We start from the raw sequence: 17,683 nt of genomic DNA on the forward strand, positions 1-17,683 counted from the left end.
CGCCATGACGCCTGCATCCCAGGCTCTCAGCGTGGACGAGCGCATCAGCGCCGCCATCGCTCCCTATGCCGATGTCGTGTCGGGCGCCATTTTTTATGCCGTGCCGGTGGGCGGCACCGAGTTTCCGCTCATCGTGGGCTGGCTCATCGTGGCCGCCGGGGTGTTCACCCTGGCGTTTCGCTTCATCCAGTTGCGCGGTTTTGGCCACGCCATTGCCGTGGTGCGCGGGCGCTATTCCAACCCGGCCATGGCGGGCGAGGTGACGCCCTTCCAGGCGCTGACCACCGCCGTCTCAGGCACCGTGGGGCTGGGCAACATTGCGGGCGTGGCCGTGGCGGTCAGCCTGGGCGGCGCGGGCGCCACGTTCTGGATGATCGTGGCCGGGCTGCTGGGCATGGCCTCCAAGTTCACCGAGGTGACGCTGGGGGTGAAGTACCGCAGCGTAGACCCCACCACCGGCGCCGTTTCGGGCGGGCCCATGCGCTACCTCTCCAAAGGCCTGGCCGAACGCGGGCGCCCGGTGCTGGGCAGGGTGCTGGCCGTGTTCTTTGCCGTGTGCTGCGTGGGCGGCGCCCTGGGCGGGGGCAACATGTTCCAGGCCAACCAGAGTTTTCAGCAGGTGCTGGGCGTGACGGGGGGCGCAGACAGCGTGCTGGCCGGCCGCGGCTGGGTGTTCGGGCTGGGGCTGGCGGCTCTGGTGGGGCTGGTGATTCTGGGCGGCATCCGCTCCATTGCACGGGTGACCGAGGCGGTGGTGCCCTTCATGGCGCTCACCTATATGGGCGCGGGGCTGGTGGTGCTGGCGCTGCATGCCGATCAGCTGGCGTGGGCGGCGGCGCAAATTCTGCAGGGCGCGTTTTCAGCCGAAGGCGTGGCCGGTGGCGTGCTGGGTGCCATGGTGCAGGGCTTCAAGCGCGCGGCGTTCTCCAACGAAGCGGGGGTGGGCTCGGCGGCCATCGCACATTCGGCGGTGCAGACCGACCAGCCGGTATCCCAGGGGTACGCCGCACTGCTTGAGCCCTTCATCGACACGGTGGTGATCTGCACCGTGACGGCGCTTGTGGTGATTGTCACGGGCCATGTGGACGCCGGAGGGCTGACGGTGGCGGCGGGCGATGCGCGGGGCGTGGCCCTGACATCCGCTGCGTTTGCCAGCGCCGTTTGGTGGTTTCCATATGTGCTGGCGCTGGCCGTGGTGCTGTTTGCGTTCTCCACCATGGTCACCTGGTCGTACTACGGCCTGCAGGCCTGGGCCTACCTGCTGGGCGACCATGCCGTCACGGGGCTGGTGTTCAAGCTGCTTTTTCTGGCCTGCGTGGTGGCCGGGGCCAGCATGGGCCTGGGCCCGGTGATCGATTTTTCGGATGCCATGATTTTTGCCATGGCGCTGGCCAATGTGGTGGGGCTGTACTTCCTGCTGCCCGTGGTGCGCGACGAGGTGCGGCGCTACGAGGCCGGGGTGGCGTCAGGCGCCATCCGGCGCCACTGAACTGGCCGTTGCGGCCTCGCCTGCCTCGACCCGCTGCAGCCAGCGTTCGGCCAGCAATGCCGGCGTGAGCGCAGGGGCAAACAGCCAGCCCTGAAACCGCTGGCAGCCCATCCTGACCAGCAGGTCGAACTGCTCCTGGGTTTCCACCCCTTCTGCCACCACCTCCAGGCCCAAGGTGCGGGCCAGCGCGTTGACGGTGGCGCAAATCTCGCGGTCGTTCACGTCGTGAACGATGTCACGCACGAAGATCTTGTCGATCTTGAGCTCGCCCACGGGCAGGCGGCGCAGCTTGATGAGGGACGAGTGGCCGGTGCCAAAGTCGTCAATCGACAAGCCAAACCCCGCGTTTTTGAGGTCAAGCGCAATGCCGTAGAGCGATTCGTCGAGCAACTGCGATTCGGTGATCTCCAGCACCAGGCCGGCGGGTGGCACGCCGTGGCGTGCGGTCAGCGCGAGCAGCGCCTGCGCAAACCCGGGCTCGCGCATCTGGATCGTGGACACGTTGACCGAAATCACCGGCACCTGCCAGCCCCCGGCGCGCCACTGCGCCACCTGCTGGCAGGCGGCCTCGAACACCCACAGGCCGATGGGCACGATGAGCCCCCCTTCTTCGGCCAGCGGGATGAACTCGTCGGGTGGCACCGCCTTGCCGTCCACCGACCAGCGCAGCAGCGCCTCGGCGCCCACCGTGTGGCGCTGCTGGTCAAGCTGGGGCTGGTACACCAGCGTGAACTCGCCCCGCTCCAGCGCGCTGTGCAGGCGGCGGCGCAGCTCCAGCCGGCTGCGCGTGACCTCCGTGAACTCCTCGATGTAAAAGCGGTACGAGCCCCGCGCTGCGCTCTTGGCGGCATGCAGTGCCGAATGCGCATGGCGCACCAGCTCCACGCTGTTGGCCGAATCATCCGGGAACAGGCTGATGCCCAGGCTCGCGCCCATGTACTGCGCGCCCACTTCCGACAGCTCCCAGGGCTGCGCCAGGCCTTCCAGCAGCGTGGCCGCCAGCTGCGCCAGATCGGTGCGCGACGCAGGGCGCAGCAGCATCACGGTGAACTGGTCATTGGCCAGCCGCGACACCAGGCCCTGCCCCGCCAGCAGCTGGGTAATGCGCTGGCCCACCTCGCTGAGCAGCGCGTCGCCCACCCGGTGGCCGTAGGTTTCGTTCACGCTCTTGAAGTGGTCCAGGTCGATCAGCATCAGCGCCACGCGGCGGTTGGCGCCCTGCGTATGGCGCGCGGCCTCGGCCACGGCGCGCTCCAGCGCATCTTCAAAGTAGCGGCGGTTGGGCAGCCCGGTGAGGGCATCAAAATGCGCCACGCGGTACAGCTCTTCCTCGTTGCGCAGCACGGCGGCCTCGGCCGTGCGCAGGCGGTTGAGCAGGCTCACCACAATGGTCTGGCGCAGTGCAGCCAGCAGCAGCACCAGCAGGCAACAGGCAAGGATCAGCGCCTGGACCCCGGCCCGCCCCTCGGGCGCCAGAAACAGCAGCACCAGCGTGATGGCCGCCAGGGTCATGGACACCAGCGGCACGTAGTTCATGACCCGGTCACAGCGGCGGCGGAAGTCCGCATCTTCGGCGGTGTCAAAACCCAGCCAGCGCGCGCCCCAGCCCAGCGCCACGGCCGACAGGCTGAAGCTGGCGTTGAACCACATCCCGGACTGCAGCTGGCCGCCGATCACCATGAGGTTCCAGTGCATCCAGCTCAGGCCGTAGCCCAGCAGGCCCGCCAGCACCAGCAGGTGCGAGCGCGTGACGCGCACCCCCACGGTGGGTATGGCCAGCGCCGTGACACCGGCGGCGGTGAGGAACCCGGCCGGATACAGCACCAGCACAGCACCCACCGCCAGCGACCGCACGCCCTCGGCCGGCAGGTAGACCACCAGCGTGAAGGCCAGCGCCGCCAGCACCGCGCCGCCAAAGTCCAGCGCCGCAGGGTAGGCGCGGTCGCGGGACAGGCGGGTGAACGTGGCGCGGATCACGGTGGCCGCCAGCAGGGGCCCGCCAAGCAGGAAGAATGCGTCCGCAGGGGTTGGAAACGGATTCCAGTCCAGGGCCACCTGCAGGTTCCACACCATTTGCCCCACCGCCACCAGCAGGGCAAACACCAGCAGGCCGGTGTGCACCGTGCGCTGGCCAGGGGGCGCCTGCACCCAGCCGCGCCAGGCCCAGTAGGCCGACAGCCAGAACGCCAGGCTCCACGAGGCGTTGTCCAGAAACACCCGCACGCTGGCATCCGGCATTCCCAGCGACGCGGCAAACATCAGCGTGGCTGCGCCCAGCCAGACCACTGAGAGGATTCGTTCCGCAAGGGACATGGGGCGCCGTGGGGTGGGATGTACTGTGCGAAATGCTACAGAACGTTAACACTCCCATTGTGTCTGCAAGCGCAGCCCGCTGCATCACCCGGCCCCGGCACGGGGCACTGCGTTACCCCATCGCTATAAAATTAATAGCTATTGGCGCTTATTGCATAAGCGCCAGGGGCCGATTTGTTTAAAACTGCCTTTATTGGCGGCACTGTTCAGGCTTGCGCCCTTGCAGGGTGCGCCTGCCCGCAGGCTCAGAACCCCGGCAGCACCGAGCCCTTGAACTCGGTCTGGATGAACTTCTTCACCTCTTCCGACTGGTAGGCCTTGAGCAGCTTGGCCACCCAGGGCTTGTCCTTGTCGGCCTCGCGCACGGCGATCAGGTTGACATACGGCCCCTTGGCGTTTTCCTGCGCAATCGCGTCCTTGCCGGGGTTCAGGCCGGCCGACAGCGCGAAGTTGGTGTTGATGGCCGAGGCGTCCAGGTCATCGAGCGAACGCGGGAGCTGCGCGGCATCCAGCTCCACAAACTTGAGTTTCTTGGGGTTGCTCACCACATCGAGCGGCGTGGCTTTCAGGCCCGCGCCGTCGCGCAGCTTGATCAGGCCCTGGTCCTGCAGCACCAGCAGCACGCGGCCGCCGTTGGTGGGGTCGTTGGGGATGCCGAACTTGGCGCCTTCCTTCAGGTCTTCGAGCTTCTTGACCTTCTTCGAATACAGGCCGATAGGGAAGTTGACGGTGTAACCCACCGACACCAGCTTGTAGCCACGGTCCTTGACCTGTGCGTCGAGGTAGGGCTTGTGTTGGTAGCTGTTGGCGTCCAGGTCGCCCGCGGCCAGCGCGGCGTTGGGCTGCACGTAGTCGCTGAACTCGATGACCTGGATCTTGAGGCCGTCTTTCTCGGCCACCTTTTTCACCTGCTCGAAGATCTGCGCGTGGGGGCCGCCCGTCACGCCCACCTTGATGGGCTTGTCCTGGGCCATGGCGCCAGTGGAGACAGCGGCAGCAGCGGCCAGGGCCAGGGCGGATTGCAGGAGAAGGCGCTTGTTGTTGTTCACAGGGAAAACCTTTCGTTGAGAGATGGCTCGCATCCTAGGGTTTTCCCGATAGAACCGGAACAACTAAGTTTTCATTTCATTACAACTCATTCGAATAAGAAGACAAGACCCGTGCACCTCACCCCCCAGCTCATGAGACTGGCGCGCGCCCGGCGAGGGCAGCCGAGCAAGGGCCGCCCCGCAGCGAGGGCTGCGCCCCCCTTCCCGAATCGCGCAGCGATTCGAGAGAAGGGGGAAGTGGCGCAGCCACTCAGGGGGATGTTCCAAGTCACCCCCGCAGCGCCACGTTGTTGAGCTTGTCCAGCCGCTCGGGCCAGGTGCCCTCCACCGTCGCGCCCTGCAGCAGGATGCGCGTCCAGGCGACCCAGGCGTCCCACTGCACGCGCTTGTCCCACGCATTGCCCCAGGCGCTGAACAGGTGCAGCGCGCTCTCGGCGGCGGCCCCGGCGTCGTCCTTGCGGCCGGCGGACAGATACAGCTGGGCCAGCACCATCTGCGGCTCGCCCACCCAGGGGTTGTGGCGCACGGCGCTTTCCAGCACGCCGGTGGCCACGTCCAGGTCCACCAGGGGCTGGTCCTGCTGGATGACGGACCAGTACAGCGACGTGGCCGCCGCCTCGTTGGCGGCAGACAGGTGCTGCGTGCAGTTGTCAAACACGGGCGGCATGGGCAGCAGCCCCTTCAGCCCCGGGTGCTGCAGCGCCTTGGCCAGCCCGTTGATCTGGTGCACCATGCGCCCCGACGGCCGCATGGGCCCGGGCCAGAGCGATGCGGCCCAGTGCGCCTTCTGGTGGCGGTGCTGTACCTCGGGGAAACGCGAGAAGATGTCGTCCTGCCAGCTGAACCACTGCTCGATGGTGTCGGCCATGCTCACGATGATGAAAGCCGCCACCTCGCAGGGCGTGAGCACGTGGTTCGCGCCGTCTTTTTGCAGCACCAGGCTGCCATCAGCCTCCAGCGCGTGGGCCAGCACCTTCTGCACAAACTGCGTGCGCGACTGGGTGCAGAACAGGTAGACCAGGTGCTCGGCCGACTCGCCCGCAATCTCGCGCACCCGGGCGCGTTCCTTGGCGGGGTCGAACTTCACCAGGTCCACAAACGCATTGCCGTATACGCTGTGCAGCAGGCCCAGCAGGCGCACATCACGCGGTTGCTGCCACACCGTCAGGGTGCGTGTTACGCCCACCAGGTGGTGGCGAAACGTGCCCGCCTTGTGCCAGTCCTGGCCCACATTGCGCGCCAGCACCATGGGCAGCACGGGGGCCAGTTCAGCGTCGCGGGCGAGCCAATCGTCGTCCAGCAGCGGCATTGCGCGGGCAAACAGTTCGGTATCCAGGGGGTGCAGGGGCAGGCTCATGAAAATCGTCTCCGGTTTTGCTATGGGGTGCGCGGGCCGGAGCGTGTGCAGAGGCCCGCATGCGTGCAAGTATCGTGGCTTGCCCCCTTCCGCTGCTGCGGGTGTGGTATCGGCATTCCAGAATCTGAATGAAAATCGACTCCAGGACATAACCATCTTGCGCAGATAGCTATACTTTTAGTAGCATTTTCTGCCATGTGGCATCTCAGCCCATGGGCCGTGTCACCACGGAGCGCCACCAACATCAGGCGCTTCCCACCCGCTTCTGCGCGCCCATTGCCTATATTTCTACATTCGTTGTAATATCGAACCATGAATGAAACCGACGTCATCCGCGCCCTCGCCGCCCTGGCGCATGAACTGCGCCTGCGTGTCTTCCGCGCCCTCGTGGTCGCAGGCGAGGCGGGCCTCACACCTGGGGCCCTGTCCGAACAACTGGGCATTGCCTCCAACACCCTGTCTTTTCACCTCAAGGAACTGGCCAACGCCGATCTGGTGACCCAGGAGCGCCAGGGCCGCAACCTGGTCTACCGCGCCGCCTACCCCGCCATGAACGGTCTGCTGGCCTACCTGACCGAGAACTGCTGCCAGGGCACCACCGCATGCCTGGCGGACGACGACGCATCCTGCAGCTGCTGAACACCCCTCCCCCCACCGAAAGGAAGAAGCCACCATGAAGCGATTCCATGTCCATATGCACGTGAGCGATCTCAGCCAGAGCATCGCGTTCTACTCCCGCCTGTTCGCCGCCCCGCCCACCCGCGTCGAAACCGATTACGCCAAGTGGATGCTGAACGACCCCCGCGTGAACTTCGCCATCTCCACCCGGGGCGCAAAGACCGGGCTCGACCACCTCGGCTTTCAGGTGGACGACGCCGATGAACTGGCCGAACTCCGGGCCCGCGCCCAGTCGGCCGACATGGCTCTGCTGGACGAAGGCGCCACCACCTGCTGCTACGCGCGAAGCGAAAAACACTGGGTGACCGACCCCGAAGGCGTGGCCTGGGAGCACTTTCACACGCTGGGAGACATCCCCTTGTTCAATGAGGCTGCAGCACCCAAGGATGCGGCAGCCGCCTGCTGCGCTACCGGCGCAGCTACCACCAACATTGAAGCCACCCCCGCTCACAAGGCCGCATGCTGCGCCCCTGAGGCCACCCCTTCCACCCGCTGCTGCTGACGGGCGCCGCAAAACTTGCAGAGACACGGATCTCCAGGGGTGCACTTCCCTGCAGGTCCGTGCTGCATCGGCCTTGGGGCGAGGGTGTGCGGCTGTGTCACCGAACCGTCACGCAATACATCAATAATTCAACGATCATCGAATCAATTCATCCCTCAGCCCTCAGGAACACCCCAATGAAAGTAGGCATCAACGGCATGGGCGGCATTGGCCGCCTGGCGCTGCGCGCCGCCCTGGGCGCAGCCCACCGCCCCGGCAGCGACCCACGGATCGACAACCGTCTGCAGGTGGTGCACCTGAACGAAATCAAGGGCGGTGCGGGTGCCACGGCCCATCTACTGGCATTTGACACGGTGCAAGGCCCCTGGCGCGCAGCCATTGGCACAACGGGCGACGACATCATCCGCATCGACGAACAACAGCTGTCCTTCAGCAGCTACGCCACCCCGGGCGACATCCCCTGGGGCGAACTGGGCGTGGACGTTGTACTGGAATGCACGGGCAAATTCCTCGCCCCCGAAACCCTGCAAGGCCACCTCGACCGCGGCGCCAAGCGTGTGATCGTGGCAGCGCCCGTGAAGACCGGGAACGTGCTCAACATCGTGGTGGGCGTCAACCACCACCTCTACAACCCGGCCCGCGACCACATCGTGACGGCCGCATCGTGCACCACCAACTGCCTGGCGCCGGTGGTGAAGGTGGTGCATGAAAACCTGGGCATCCGCCACGGGCAGATCACCACCATCCACAACCCCACCAACACCAACCTGGTGGTGGACGCACCCCACAAAGACCTGCGCCGCGCCCGCAGCGCCATGATGAGCCTGGCCCCCACCACCACGGGCAGCGCCACGGCCATTGCACTCATCTACCCGGAACTCAAGGGCAAGCTCAACGGCCACGCCGTGCGGGCACCGGTGCTCAACGCGTCGCTCACCGACTGCGTTTTCGAGCTGAGCCAACCCACCACCGCCGAGGCCGTAAACGCCCTGTTTGCAGCTGCGGCAGCGCAAGGCCCACTGGCAGGCATCCTGGGCTATGACGAGCGCCCCCTGGTCAGCGCCGATTACGCGGGCGACACGCGCAGCTCCATCGTCGATGCGCTGTCCACCATGGTCACCGATGGCACGCTGCTGAAGGTGTACGCCTGGTACGACAACGAAATGGGCTACGCCTGCCGCATGGTGGACCTGGCCTGCCACATGCAGGACGTGGGCATCTGACTACCATGACCAGCACCTTGACGCCCGGCCCGCAAGCCCCCGCGCCCGCAGGCAACGCCGCCGCCCGCAACTACGCCATCGTCACGGCCGCGTACTGGGGCTTTACGCTCACCGACGGCGCGCTGCGCATGCTGGTGTTGCTGCACTTTTACCGCCTGGGCTATTCGTCGTTCACGCTGGCGTTTCTGTTCTTGCTGTACGAGGCCGCAGGCATTGCCGCCAACCTGATCGGTGGCTGGCTGGCCACGCGCTACGGCATTGCCCGCATGCTGGCCGTGGGCCTGACCACGCAGATCATCGGTTTTGCGCTGCTGTCCGCGCTCAACCCCGAGTGGACTGCCGCGATGTCGGTGGCGTGGGTGGTAGTGGCGCAGGGCATCTGCGGCGTGGCCAAGGACCTGACCAAAACGGCCAGCAAGTCGGCCATCAAGATCACGGCCAGTCAGGCCAAGGACCAGGGATCTGGCCAGCTCTTCCAATGGGTGGCATGGTTTACGGGCAGCAAGAACGCCATGAAGGGCGTGGGCTTTTTCCTGGGCGGGCTGCTGCTGGACCTGCTGGGTTTTCGCGGCGCACTATGGGCCATGGCTGTGCTGTTGGCGCTGGTGCTGGTGGGCGTGGTGCTCTTTGTGCCGCCCCTCATGGGCAAGGCCAAGGCCTCCAGATCCGCCAGGGAGCTGTTTGCCAAAAGCCCCGCCATCGACCTGCTGGCAGCCGCGCGCGTGGCGCTGTTTGGCGCGCGGGATGTGTGGTTTGTGGTGGGCGTGCCTGTGTTTTTGTACGCCTCGGGCTGGACTTTCACCATGGTGGGCGGCTTTCTGGCCGCGTGGACCATCGGCTACGGCCTGGTGCAGGCCCTGGCGCCCCACATCGTCAAGCGCAGCCCCGATGGCCTGAGCGCCGAGGTGCCCGCCGCACGCTGGTGGTCTGCCGCGCTGGCCATGGTGCCGGTGGCGCTGGCCATCGTCGTCTACCTGCAAGTGCCCCACCTGCAATGGGCGGTGGTGGCAGGGCTCGCGGTGTTCGGCGTTGCGTTTGCCGTCAACTCGTCGGTGCACTCGTACCTCATCCTGGCCTATGCGGGCAGCGAGAAAGCGGCCGAAGACGTGGGCTTTTACTATGCGGCCAATGCGGCCGGCCGGTTCATGGGCACGTTGCTTTCAGGGTTGCTGTACCAATGGGGGGGCCTGCTCTACGCGCTGATCGGGTCTGCGGTGATGCTGATCATCTGTTGGCTGGTGACCCTGGCGCTACCCTGCACGCTGGTGCGCCCTGCAGCAGCCCCGGCTTCACTTCAAGGAGACACCGCATGACCGACCTGGAAGCCGTCAAAGCCCTGGCCGCACTGGCGCAGGAGTCCCGCCTGCGGGCGTTTCGCATGCTGGTGGTGGCAGGCCCGCAGGGCGCCACACCCGGCCAGATGGCCCAGGGGCTGTGCATATCGCCCACCTCGCTGTCGTTTCACCTCAAAGAGCTCACACACGCCGGGCTGATCACGCAAGAACGCGACGGCCGCAACCTCGTCTACCGCCCCCGCATCGACGCAATGAACCAGCTGCTGGGTTTTCTGACCGCCAACTGCTGCCAGGGTGAGCCCTGCCTGGACGACCCAACCACAGCAGTGCAGTGCACCGCCTGCTGACCTGCCCACCACCGACCACCTATTCCAGGAGAGACCTTCCATGTCGTATCGCGTCTTCAATGTTCTCTTCATCTGCACGGCCAACTCGGCGCGCAGCATCATGGCCGAGGCCATCCTGAACCAGCTGGGCGCCGGGCGCTACCGTGCCTACAGCGCGGGCAGCCAGCCTGCCGGGCAGGTGAACCCCTACGCTGTGGAACTGCTGCAGCGCAACCGCTTTCACACCGACGGCCTGCGCAGCAAGCACTGGGACGAGTTCGCCCGGCCGGGCGCACCTGCCATGGACTTTGTGCTCACGGTGTGCGACAACGCCGCCGGTGAGGTCTGCCCCGTGTGGCCCGGCCAGCCCTTGTCTGCCCACTGGGGCGTGCCCGACCCCGCCGCCGTACAGGGCAGCGAAGAAAACAGGCAGCGCGCCTTCAGCGAAGCCTTCATCACGCTCAACCGCCGCATCACCATCTTTCTGAGCCTGCCGTTTGACAAGCTCGACAGGTTGTCGCTGCAAAGTGAGCTGCGCCGCATCGGTACCGAAAAGGGCTGACAGGCCCGGCGCGATGGCGCAACCTCCGGGGCCTGGCTGCGTCATGCTGCCGGGCCTTCTGACCTTTCAGACCCGCCCCACCCATCAACCACACAACAACAAGGATTCACCATGGGATTGTTTGAACGTTTTCTGAGCCTCTGGGTGGCCCTGGGCATAGGCGCCGGGGTGGGCCTGGGCCTGGCGGCGCCGGGCCTGTTCCAGGCCGTGGCCGCGGTGGAAGTTGCGCACGTCAACCTGGTGGTGGCTGTGTTCATCTGGGTGATGATCTACCCGATGATGATCCAGATCGACTGGACCGCCATCAGGGACGTGGGCAAGAAGCCCCAGGGGCTCATGTTGACGCTGGTGGTCAACTGGCTGATCAAGCCCTTCACCATGGCGGCGCTGGGTGTGTTGTTCTTTCAGCACCTGTTTGCGCCCTGGGTGGATGCGCAATCGGCCAGCGAGTACATCGCGGGCATGATCCTGCTGGGTGTGGCGCCCTGCACCGCCATGGTTTTTGTGTGGAGCCAGCTCGTCAAAGGCGACGCCAACTACACGCTGGTGCAGGTGTCGGTCAACGACATCATCATGGTGTTTGCGTTTGCGCCCATAGCCGCGTTTTTATTGGGCGTGACCAACGTCACCGTGCCGTGGCAGACGCTGCTGCTGTCCACCGTGCTCTACGTGGTGCTGCCCCTGCTGGCCGGCATGGCCACCCGCCACCTGCTGCTTGGGCGATCACGCGAATCCCTGGCGCAGTTCGTTGCGGCGCTCAAACCGTGGTCCATCGTCGGGCTCATCGCCACGGTGGTGCTGCTGTTCGGCTTTCAGGCGGGCACCATTGTGGACAAGCCCCTGGTGATCGGGCTCATTGCCATCCCGCTCATCCTGCAGAGCTACGGCATCTTCTTCATCACCTGGGTGGGCGCGCGCTGGCTCAAGCTGCCGCACAACGTGGCCGGGCCCGCGTGCCTGATCGGCACGTCCAACTTCTTCGAGCTGGCGGTGGCCGTGGCGATATCGCTGTTTGGCCTGAACTCCGGCGCTGCGCTGGCCACGGTGGTGGGCGTGCTGGTGGAGGTGCCGGTGATGCTGTCGCTGGTGGCCATCGTGAACGCATGGCGGCCCCGCACCCAGGGCTGATGATGCGCCCCGCCTACCGCGCGGGCTCCATCTGCGGGCGCACCAGCCGCACGGGCAGCTTGCTGGCGCGCGCCACGTCGCCCCGCGCCTCGCCGGTGGCCATGTTGACGGCCCAGCCATTGAGCAGGGCCATCTGGCCGGCGCTGTCACCCTCACGGCTCTGGCGAATGGTGTTGTAGTTGTACTGGTTGCCGCGCACGCCGCTGACGTTGGCGGTGGATGACCAGTACCACAGGTCAGGCGCCGCCGCGAACAGCCGGGCGTCTGCGCCCGCCGCGTTGTGGGCCGCCTTGCCCACCAGCCGCTGCAGCTCTGCAGCGCGCGGCAACCGCCAGGCCACGCCCTCGGCCTGCCAGCGGGCGGTGGCCAGCGCCGTGGCTTCGGCACGGTCCAGCAAAAGGGGTTTGCCGGTGCAGGTGGTGCCGTTCCACTGCATGCCTTCCACACAGCGTGGCCACGCCAGTTGTGCCCGCACGTCGATCACATAGGCGCCATCGTCCGACACACGCCAGTCGGCGCTGCCTTGCTGCTGTGGTGAGGCAACCGCCGACAAAACCCACAGGCCGCCCACGACCGCAGCCAGAGAACGCGCCGGGCGAAGCCGGGGCCGGTATTTCAAAAGGAAAGAGCGGGCGAGCGGTACGGAAATAGGGAATGCAGAGGCCATCGTGGTGCGCAGGTGTGAATTGCCGAGTACAACCCCAAAGCCTAAACCCGTCTTGCGCAACGCGCCACCACGGCAGATCAAGCCCGGGGCCCGGCGGCGGTTGGTATAACCCCCGCATGAGCACCCCCGCCGCACCCATCTCGCTGGTCCGCGCCCTGGAAGAGCGCGCCTTCAACGCCTGGCCCGCGCGGCAGAACGTGTTTCACCGGGGGTGGCTGCTGCGCATGTCAGGGGGTTACACCAAGCGCGCCAACTCGGTGAATGCGCTGGTGCCCGGCGCGCCGTTTGACGGGGTGCGCGAAGCAGCTGCGGCGCTGTATGCGCGGCACGGGCTGCCCACCGTGTTTCGCCTGTCGCCCCTGGCCCCGCCCGAGGCTGACGAGGAACTGGCCGGCGCTGGGTACCGGCACTTCGACCCCTCGCTGGTGCTGCACCGCCCCCTGGCCCTTGCGCAACTGGGCAGGCCCGACGACGGCGTGGTGGTGACCACCACGCCCCCCGATGCGTGGCTGAACGGCTTTGCGGCCGCCAATGGCGTGGCGCCCCACCACCGGGCGCTGCAACGCAGCATGCTGGACGCCATTGCCCACCCCACCGCGTTTGCGCTGCTGCACGCACAGGGCCTGGCCGTGGGCTTTGGGCTGGCCGTGCTGGAACGCGGCGCTGTGGGCCTGTATGACCTGGCGGTGGCGCCCGAGCACCGTGGCTGTGGCCGCGGCCAGGCCCTGGTGCAGGCCCTGCTGCACTGGGCCGCCCAGGCAGGCGCCACATCGGCCTACCTGCAGGTGCGCACGCAAAATGCGCCGGCGCTGCGGCTGTACGAGGGGCTGGGATTCAAGGAGGCGTACGGCTACCACTACCGGGTGCCAATTTGATTCAAATCGGCCTCAAGCGCTTATGCATCATGCGCCATAAGCTATCAAAACAATAGCAAACGCAGTACCATTCACCGGTGGCTCAGCCTGCGCACCGCCCAGTCGCCCAGGCTCTGCACGGCCTGCACAAAGAAGATCAGCACCAGCACCACGGCCAGCATGATTTCGGGCAAAAAACGCTGGTAGCCGTAGCGGATGCCCAGGTCACCCAGGCCGCCGCCGCCAATGGCACCGGCCATGGCCGAGTAGCCGGTCAGGCTCACGAACGTGATGGTCAGCCCCGCCACGATGCCGGGCAGCGCCTCGGGCAGCAGCACCTTCCACACGATCTGGCCGGTGGTGGCGCCCATGGCCTGGGCGGCTTCGATCAGGCCCTGGTCCACCTCGCGCAATGCCGATTCAACCAGCCGCGCCACAAACGGTGCGGCGGCAATCGTCAGGGGCACCACGGCAGCGGCCGTGCCGATGGAGGAGCCCGTGATGAAGCGCGTGAACGGGATGATGGCCACCAGCAGGATGATGAAAGGCGTGGAGCGCACGGCATTCACCAGCCAGCCCACCAGCTTGTTGAGGGGGCCGTTTTCCAGCACCCCGCCGTGGTCGGTGAGCCGCAGAAAGACGCCCAGCGGCACGCCGATGAGGCCACCCACGATGCCCGAAATGCCAACCATGACCAGCGTTTCCCACAGCGACGAGGCAAACAGATCCAGCATGGCTGGCGTGAAGTTGTCCAACATGATTGAAGTCTTCCTTTCAGCCTGCCACGGCCACTTCTTGCACCTCGACACCCCCGGCACGCAGGTGCGCCACGGCACCCCGCACGCTCTGGGCCTCACCGCTGGCATACACCGCCAGCGAGCCAAAGGTTTCGTCCTGGATCTCGTCCACCTGGCCGTGCAGGATGCTCATGTCCACACCAAACTCGCGGATCAGCTGCGACAGGATGGGCTGGTAGGCGCTGTCACCCGCGTACGACAGGCGCAGCAGCTGGCCGGTGCGGCCTGTGCTCAGTTGGCCTGCGAGCTTGCGCACATGGCCGAGCACGCTGGCGGGCAGCTCCTGCGGCAGGATCTCGTCGATCAGGCTTTTGGTGATGGCCTGCTGCGGGCGGGTGAACACGTCCAGCACACGGCCCTGCTCCACGATGCGGCCCGCTTCAATCACGGCCACGCGGTCGGCCACCTGCTTGATGACCTGCATCTGGTGCGTGATGAGCACCACCGTCAACCCCAGCTCGCGGTTGACCTGGCGCAGCAGGTCGAGGATGGAGCGCGTGGTCTCCGGGTCCAGCGCCGAGGTGGCTTCGTCGCTCAGCAGCACCTTGGGGCGGCTGGCCAGCGCACGCGCAATGCCCACACGCTGCTTTTGCCCACCGCTGATCTGCGCCGGATAGCGGTCGGCCAGGGCAGACAGGCCCACCAGCTCCAGCAGCGGGTTCACCCGCGCACGGATGGCGGCCTTGTCCATGCCCGCCAGCTCCAGCGGCAGCGCGGCGTTGTCAAACACGGTGCGCGACGACAGCAGGTTGAAGTGCTGGAAGACCATGCCGATCTCGCGGCGCGCCTCGCGCAGTTGGGCGTCGTTCAGCTGGGTCAGGTCCTGCCCACCCACGATCACCTGGCCCGTGGTGGGCCGGTTGAGCAGGTTGATCACCCGCACCAGCGAGCTCTTGCCCGCGCCGCTCTTGCCGATGATGCCGAACACTTCGCCTGGCTGGATGTTGAGGTCGATGCCGCGCAGGGCCTCGACCGGGCCTTGTGCGCCCCGGTAGGTTTGGGTGATACCCCGTAAGTCGATCATGAAAATGCCACAGCGCCGCCCAGGGCAGGAGCCTGGCTGCGGCGCGCAGTGTCTGTGGATTGGGATGCCGGACTGTATCGGCGATTAATAAGAACACAAACGATCAAAAAATCGGGTGTTTAGACATCGAAGTTATTTGAAACGTGATAGCTACGCCAAATAACTTGCAAATCAATAGCTGCCAACGCTTGTCCATCAAGCGCTGGAGGCCGATTTGGCTTGTATTTATGCGGTCATCAAGCTGCGCCCGTTCCGCGGGCGAAAGGTACAGCCCCCGGGAGCGTCAGCGTCCCTGCCCCATCGCTGCATGCACCTTGGCCACCAGCGCCTGCGCATCAAAAGGCTTCACCAGCAGTTCCATCTGCACCCCCAGAAACTGCGGGGTCATCGCGGCCTGCTCGGCATACCCGGTCATCAGGATGATCTTGATGGCGGGAAACTTCTCACGCGCGTAGTCGGCCACCTGGCGCCCGTTGGGGCCGGGCAGGCCCACGTCGGACACCAGCAGGTCAAAGTGCACGGCGCACGACAGCAGGGCCATCGCGGCGCTGCCATGGGCAGCCTCCATCACCTGGAACCCCATGTCGCGCAGCAATTCAACAGTCAACGCGCGCACCGTGTCATCGTCCTCCACCACCAGGATCGAATCGGGGCGGCGCGCACCCGAGAGCGGTGTGATCGGCTGCGCAGGCGCGGGCTCGGCCTCCTGCACCTGCGACCGCACGAAGTACAGCGCCACCGCGGTGCCCTTGCCCTCCGCGCTGTCCAGGACTGCAATGCCGCCCGACTGGCGCATGAAGCCGTAAATCATCGACAGCCCGAGCCCTGTGCCCTGCCCCAGCGGCTTGGTGGTGAAAAACGGGTCGAACGCCCGCGCGATCACGTCGCCTGTCATGCCGATGCCGGAGTCGCGCACCGTGATGCGCACATAGTCACCCGGGTCCAGCCCGGGGATGGCCGCCACCAGTGCGGCGTCAGCCTGCACGTTGTCGGCGCTGATGTGCAGCGCGCCACCACCGGGCATGGCATCGCGGGCGTTGATGGCCAGGTTGACTACAGCGCTCTCGAACTGGCCGGCATCCGTCAGGGCAGGCCACAGTGATTGCGGCAGTGACAGATGCAGGGCGATGTTCTCGCCGCAGGTGGACTTGAGCATGGACTCCAGACCGCGCAGCGATGCACCGAGATCCACCGGTCTGGAGTCCAGCGGTTGCCTGCGCGAAAACGCCAGCAGCCGCTGCGTGAGCCCCGCCGCCCGCTTGGCCGCGGCAAGCCCCGAGTCGATATAGCGCCCCACTTCGTCGTGCCGCCCCTGGGCCATGCGCTGGCGGATGATCTGCAGCGGCAGCACGATGCCCTGCAGCATGTTGTTGAAATCATGGGCAATGCCACCGGTGAGCTGGCCCACAGCCTCCATCTTCTGGCTCTGGCGCAGGCGCTCTTCGGCGTTGCGCAAGGCCTCCTCGCGCAGGTGTTCCTCGGTGGTGTCCCGGCCCACGGCCTGGATGAAGCCTTCGCTGGGCACGGCCGTCCAGGCGATCCATCGCTCGCCCCCGTCGCGGTGACGGTAGCGCGCCACCATCTGTCGGCGTTCGGGCTCGCCGGCCAGCCGGGCCATGGCGCCGGCCACCATGTGCATGTCGTCGGCGCAGGCGAACGCGGCCAGGGGATGGCCTACCGTCTCTTCCTCCGACCAGCCCAGGGTCGCCGTCCAGGCGGGGTTGACTGCGGTGATGGCGCCATCGAACCGGGCCACGAGCAAAACATCTTCGGACAACTGCCACAGCCGGTTGCGGTCGGCGGTGCGCAGCGCCACCTGTTCTTCCAGCGATGCCGCCACGTCCCGCCACTGGCGCAGCGCGTGGAACTTGCTGGTGGTCTCGACCACCGTGTCCAGCATACCCACGACCACGCCAGTGTCGTCACGCACGGGGCTGTAGCAAAAGGTGAAGTAGGCGATTTCCGGTTGGCCGAAGCGGTTGATTTCCAGCTCAAAATCTTCAATGAACGTGGCCTCGCCAGCGAAAGCCTTGTCCACCAGAGGCTGGATGGACGGCCATGCCTCGCTCCACACTTCGGAGATCGGGCGGCCCAGCCCTTCGGGTTTGCTGCCCACGATCGGGAGGTAGGCGTCGTTGTAGAACAGGGTGCGCTCTGGCCCCCACGCCAGACAGGCCGGGAAACGCGAGGACAGCATGGTCTCCACCGCAAACCTCAGCACGAAGGGCCACTGCGCAATGGGCCCCAGCGGGGTGCTCGACCAGTCGAAGGCCCGCACCCTTGCACTCATGGCGCTTTGAACATGGGGAAACGCCAGCACGGCGGGCGATGGGTCGGTCATGGCAGTGGGTCCCGCAAGGTGAACGCCGAGTCTACAGGCGCAGGCAGCAAGGCCCCGGGCGGCGCCCCACGCCGTGGC

Annotated in this window: 16 protein-coding genes; 9 read left to right on the top strand and 7 right to left on the bottom strand. The window is 66.3% G+C overall.

Annotated features, from left to right (window positions below):
- Window positions 1–4 precede the first annotated feature (4 nt).
- A complete protein-coding gene (locus tag AAFF19_RS14170; RefSeq protein WP_342720414.1) occupies window positions 5–1,489 on the top strand; it encodes an alanine/glycine:cation symporter family protein in 1,485 nt (494 codons plus the stop codon).
- Here the strand turns inward: AAFF19_RS14170 and AAFF19_RS14175 are convergent.
- The 3 genes from AAFF19_RS14175 to AAFF19_RS14185 form a co-directional block, all read right to left on the bottom strand.
- Window positions 1,466–3,802 carry an EAL domain-containing protein gene (locus tag AAFF19_RS14175; protein WP_246330731.1) on the bottom strand — a complete coding sequence of 779 codons (2,337 nt, stop codon included), beginning with the start codon at window positions 3,800–3,802 and terminating at the stop codon, window positions 1,466–1,468. The genes AAFF19_RS14170 and AAFF19_RS14175 overlap by 24 nt on opposite strands.
- Before the next feature lie 245 nt (window positions 3,803–4,047).
- The gene (locus AAFF19_RS14180) at window positions 4,048–4,851 is read right to left on the bottom strand and encodes a MetQ/NlpA family ABC transporter substrate-binding protein (RefSeq protein WP_342720415.1); all 804 of its coding nucleotides are present in this window, start codon (window positions 4,849–4,851) and stop codon (window positions 4,048–4,050) included.
- Window positions 4,852–5,119: 268 nt separating this feature from the next.
- Complete coding sequence (locus tag AAFF19_RS14185) at window positions 5,120–6,208, bottom strand: DUF6817 domain-containing protein (protein ID WP_342720417.1); 1,089 nt, start codon at window positions 6,206–6,208, stop codon at window positions 5,120–5,122.
- 312 nt (window positions 6,209–6,520) lie between these two features.
- Here AAFF19_RS14185 and AAFF19_RS14190 point away from each other — a divergent pair, with 312 nt between their 5' ends.
- The 7 genes from AAFF19_RS14190 to arsB all read left to right on the top strand — a co-directional run bounded on the left by AAFF19_RS14190 (window position 6,521) and on the right by arsB (window position 11,922).
- Window positions 6,521–6,847, top strand: coding sequence for a metalloregulator ArsR/SmtB family transcription factor (locus AAFF19_RS14190; RefSeq protein ID WP_008904311.1), 327 nt, complete (start codon window positions 6,521–6,523; stop codon window positions 6,845–6,847).
- A gap of 34 nt (window positions 6,848–6,881) precedes the next feature.
- Window positions 6,882–7,388: an ArsI/CadI family heavy metal resistance metalloenzyme gene (locus AAFF19_RS14195; protein WP_034693684.1), complete on the top strand. Its 507-nt coding sequence runs from the start codon at window positions 6,882–6,884 to the stop codon at window positions 7,386–7,388.
- A 176-nt stretch (window positions 7,389–7,564) separates the two neighbouring features.
- Window positions 7,565–8,611, top strand: a complete 1,047-nt coding sequence (locus AAFF19_RS14200; RefSeq protein ID WP_342720418.1) for an ArsJ-associated glyceraldehyde-3-phosphate dehydrogenase — start codon at window positions 7,565–7,567, stop codon at window positions 8,609–8,611.
- Between the two features lie 5 nt (window positions 8,612–8,616).
- On the top strand, window positions 8,617–9,924 hold the full coding sequence (gene arsJ / locus AAFF19_RS14205) for an organoarsenical effux MFS transporter ArsJ (protein ID WP_342720419.1): 1,308 nt from the start codon (window positions 8,617–8,619) through the stop codon (window positions 9,922–9,924).
- Complete coding sequence (locus AAFF19_RS14210; RefSeq protein ID WP_008904307.1) at window positions 9,921–10,253, top strand: metalloregulator ArsR/SmtB family transcription factor; 333 nt, start codon at window positions 9,921–9,923, stop codon at window positions 10,251–10,253. Before arsJ ends, AAFF19_RS14210 begins: the two co-directional genes overlap by 4 nt.
- 40 nt (window positions 10,254–10,293) lie before the next feature.
- Window positions 10,294–10,794: an arsenate reductase ArsC gene (locus tag AAFF19_RS14215; protein WP_342720420.1), complete on the top strand. Its 501-nt coding sequence runs from the start codon at window positions 10,294–10,296 to the stop codon at window positions 10,792–10,794.
- A 111-nt stretch (window positions 10,795–10,905) separates the two neighbouring features.
- On the top strand, window positions 10,906–11,922 hold the full coding sequence (arsB, locus tag AAFF19_RS14220; protein WP_342720421.1) for an ACR3 family arsenite efflux transporter: 1,017 nt from the start codon (window positions 10,906–10,908) through the stop codon (window positions 11,920–11,922).
- A gap of 13 nt (window positions 11,923–11,935) precedes the next feature.
- On the opposite strand, the gene AAFF19_RS14225 is transcribed toward arsB, so the two are convergent.
- Entirely contained in the window at window positions 11,936–12,589 is a 654-nt protein-coding gene (locus AAFF19_RS14225; RefSeq protein ID WP_342720422.1) for a DUF1566 domain-containing protein, read from the bottom strand.
- Between the two features lie 116 nt (window positions 12,590–12,705).
- Here AAFF19_RS14225 and AAFF19_RS14230 point away from each other — a divergent pair, with 116 nt between their 5' ends.
- Window positions 12,706–13,464 carry a GNAT family N-acetyltransferase gene (locus tag AAFF19_RS14230; protein WP_342720423.1) on the top strand — a complete coding sequence of 253 codons (759 nt, stop codon included), beginning with the start codon at window positions 12,706–12,708 and terminating at the stop codon, window positions 13,462–13,464.
- Window positions 13,465–13,535: 71 nt separating this feature from the next.
- On the opposite strand, the gene AAFF19_RS14235 is transcribed toward AAFF19_RS14230, so the two are convergent.
- From AAFF19_RS14235 to AAFF19_RS14245, 3 genes are all read right to left on the bottom strand, one after another.
- On the bottom strand, window positions 13,536–14,201 hold the full coding sequence (locus AAFF19_RS14235; RefSeq protein WP_182118604.1) for a methionine ABC transporter permease: 666 nt from the start codon (window positions 14,199–14,201) through the stop codon (window positions 13,536–13,538).
- Between the two features lie 16 nt (window positions 14,202–14,217).
- Window positions 14,218–15,264, bottom strand: coding sequence for a methionine ABC transporter ATP-binding protein (locus AAFF19_RS14240; protein WP_008904301.1), 1,047 nt, complete (start codon window positions 15,262–15,264; stop codon window positions 14,218–14,220).
- 283 nt (window positions 15,265–15,547) lie between these two features.
- Window positions 15,548–17,605, bottom strand: coding sequence for a response regulator (locus AAFF19_RS14245; RefSeq protein ID WP_342720425.1), 2,058 nt, complete (start codon window positions 17,603–17,605; stop codon window positions 15,548–15,550).
- Window positions 17,606–17,683: the final 78 nt, after the last annotated feature.

Source organism: Acidovorax sp. FHTAMBA (genome assembly GCF_038958875.1).
Taxonomy (GTDB): domain Bacteria; phylum Pseudomonadota; class Gammaproteobacteria; order Burkholderiales; family Burkholderiaceae_C; genus Acidovorax.

What these genes read in the sequence shown, in the direction of transcription:
- arsJ (WP_342720419.1), top strand. Translation starts at nt 8,617, where the DNA reads ATGACCAGCACCTTGACGCCCGGCCCGCAAGCCCCCGCGCCCGCAGGC.
- AAFF19_RS14175 (WP_246330731.1), bottom strand. Translation starts at nt 3,802, where the DNA reads ATGTCCCTTGCGGAACGAATCCTCTCAGTGGTCTGGCTGGGCGCAGCC.
- AAFF19_RS14190 (WP_008904311.1), top strand. Translation starts at nt 6,521, where the DNA reads ATGAATGAAACCGACGTCATCCGCGCCCTCGCCGCCCTGGCGCATGAA.
- AAFF19_RS14215 (WP_342720420.1), top strand. Translation starts at nt 10,294, where the DNA reads ATGTCGTATCGCGTCTTCAATGTTCTCTTCATCTGCACGGCCAACTCG.
- AAFF19_RS14200 (WP_342720418.1), top strand. Translation starts at nt 7,565, where the DNA reads ATGAAAGTAGGCATCAACGGCATGGGCGGCATTGGCCGCCTGGCGCTG.
- AAFF19_RS14185 (WP_342720417.1), bottom strand. Translation starts at nt 6,208, where the DNA reads ATGAGCCTGCCCCTGCACCCCCTGGATACCGAACTGTTTGCCCGCGCA.
- arsB (WP_342720421.1), top strand. Translation starts at nt 10,906, where the DNA reads ATGGGATTGTTTGAACGTTTTCTGAGCCTCTGGGTGGCCCTGGGCATA.
- AAFF19_RS14235 (WP_182118604.1), bottom strand. Translation starts at nt 14,201, where the DNA reads ATGTTGGACAACTTCACGCCAGCCATGCTGGATCTGTTTGCCTCGTCG.
- AAFF19_RS14230 (WP_342720423.1), top strand. Translation starts at nt 12,706, where the DNA reads ATGAGCACCCCCGCCGCACCCATCTCGCTGGTCCGCGCCCTGGAAGAG.
- AAFF19_RS14245 (WP_342720425.1), bottom strand. Translation starts at nt 17,605, where the DNA reads ATGACCGACCCATCGCCCGCCGTGCTGGCGTTTCCCCATGTTCAAAGC.
- AAFF19_RS14170 (WP_342720414.1), top strand. Translation starts at nt 5, where the DNA reads ATGACGCCTGCATCCCAGGCTCTCAGCGTGGACGAGCGCATCAGCGCC.
- AAFF19_RS14210 (WP_008904307.1), top strand. Translation starts at nt 9,921, where the DNA reads ATGACCGACCTGGAAGCCGTCAAAGCCCTGGCCGCACTGGCGCAGGAG.
- AAFF19_RS14225 (WP_342720422.1), bottom strand. Translation starts at nt 12,589, where the DNA reads ATGGCCTCTGCATTCCCTATTTCCGTACCGCTCGCCCGCTCTTTCCTT.
- AAFF19_RS14240 (WP_008904301.1), bottom strand. Translation starts at nt 15,264, where the DNA reads ATGATCGACTTACGGGGTATCACCCAAACCTACCGGGGCGCACAAGGC.
- AAFF19_RS14195 (WP_034693684.1), top strand. Translation starts at nt 6,882, where the DNA reads ATGAAGCGATTCCATGTCCATATGCACGTGAGCGATCTCAGCCAGAGC.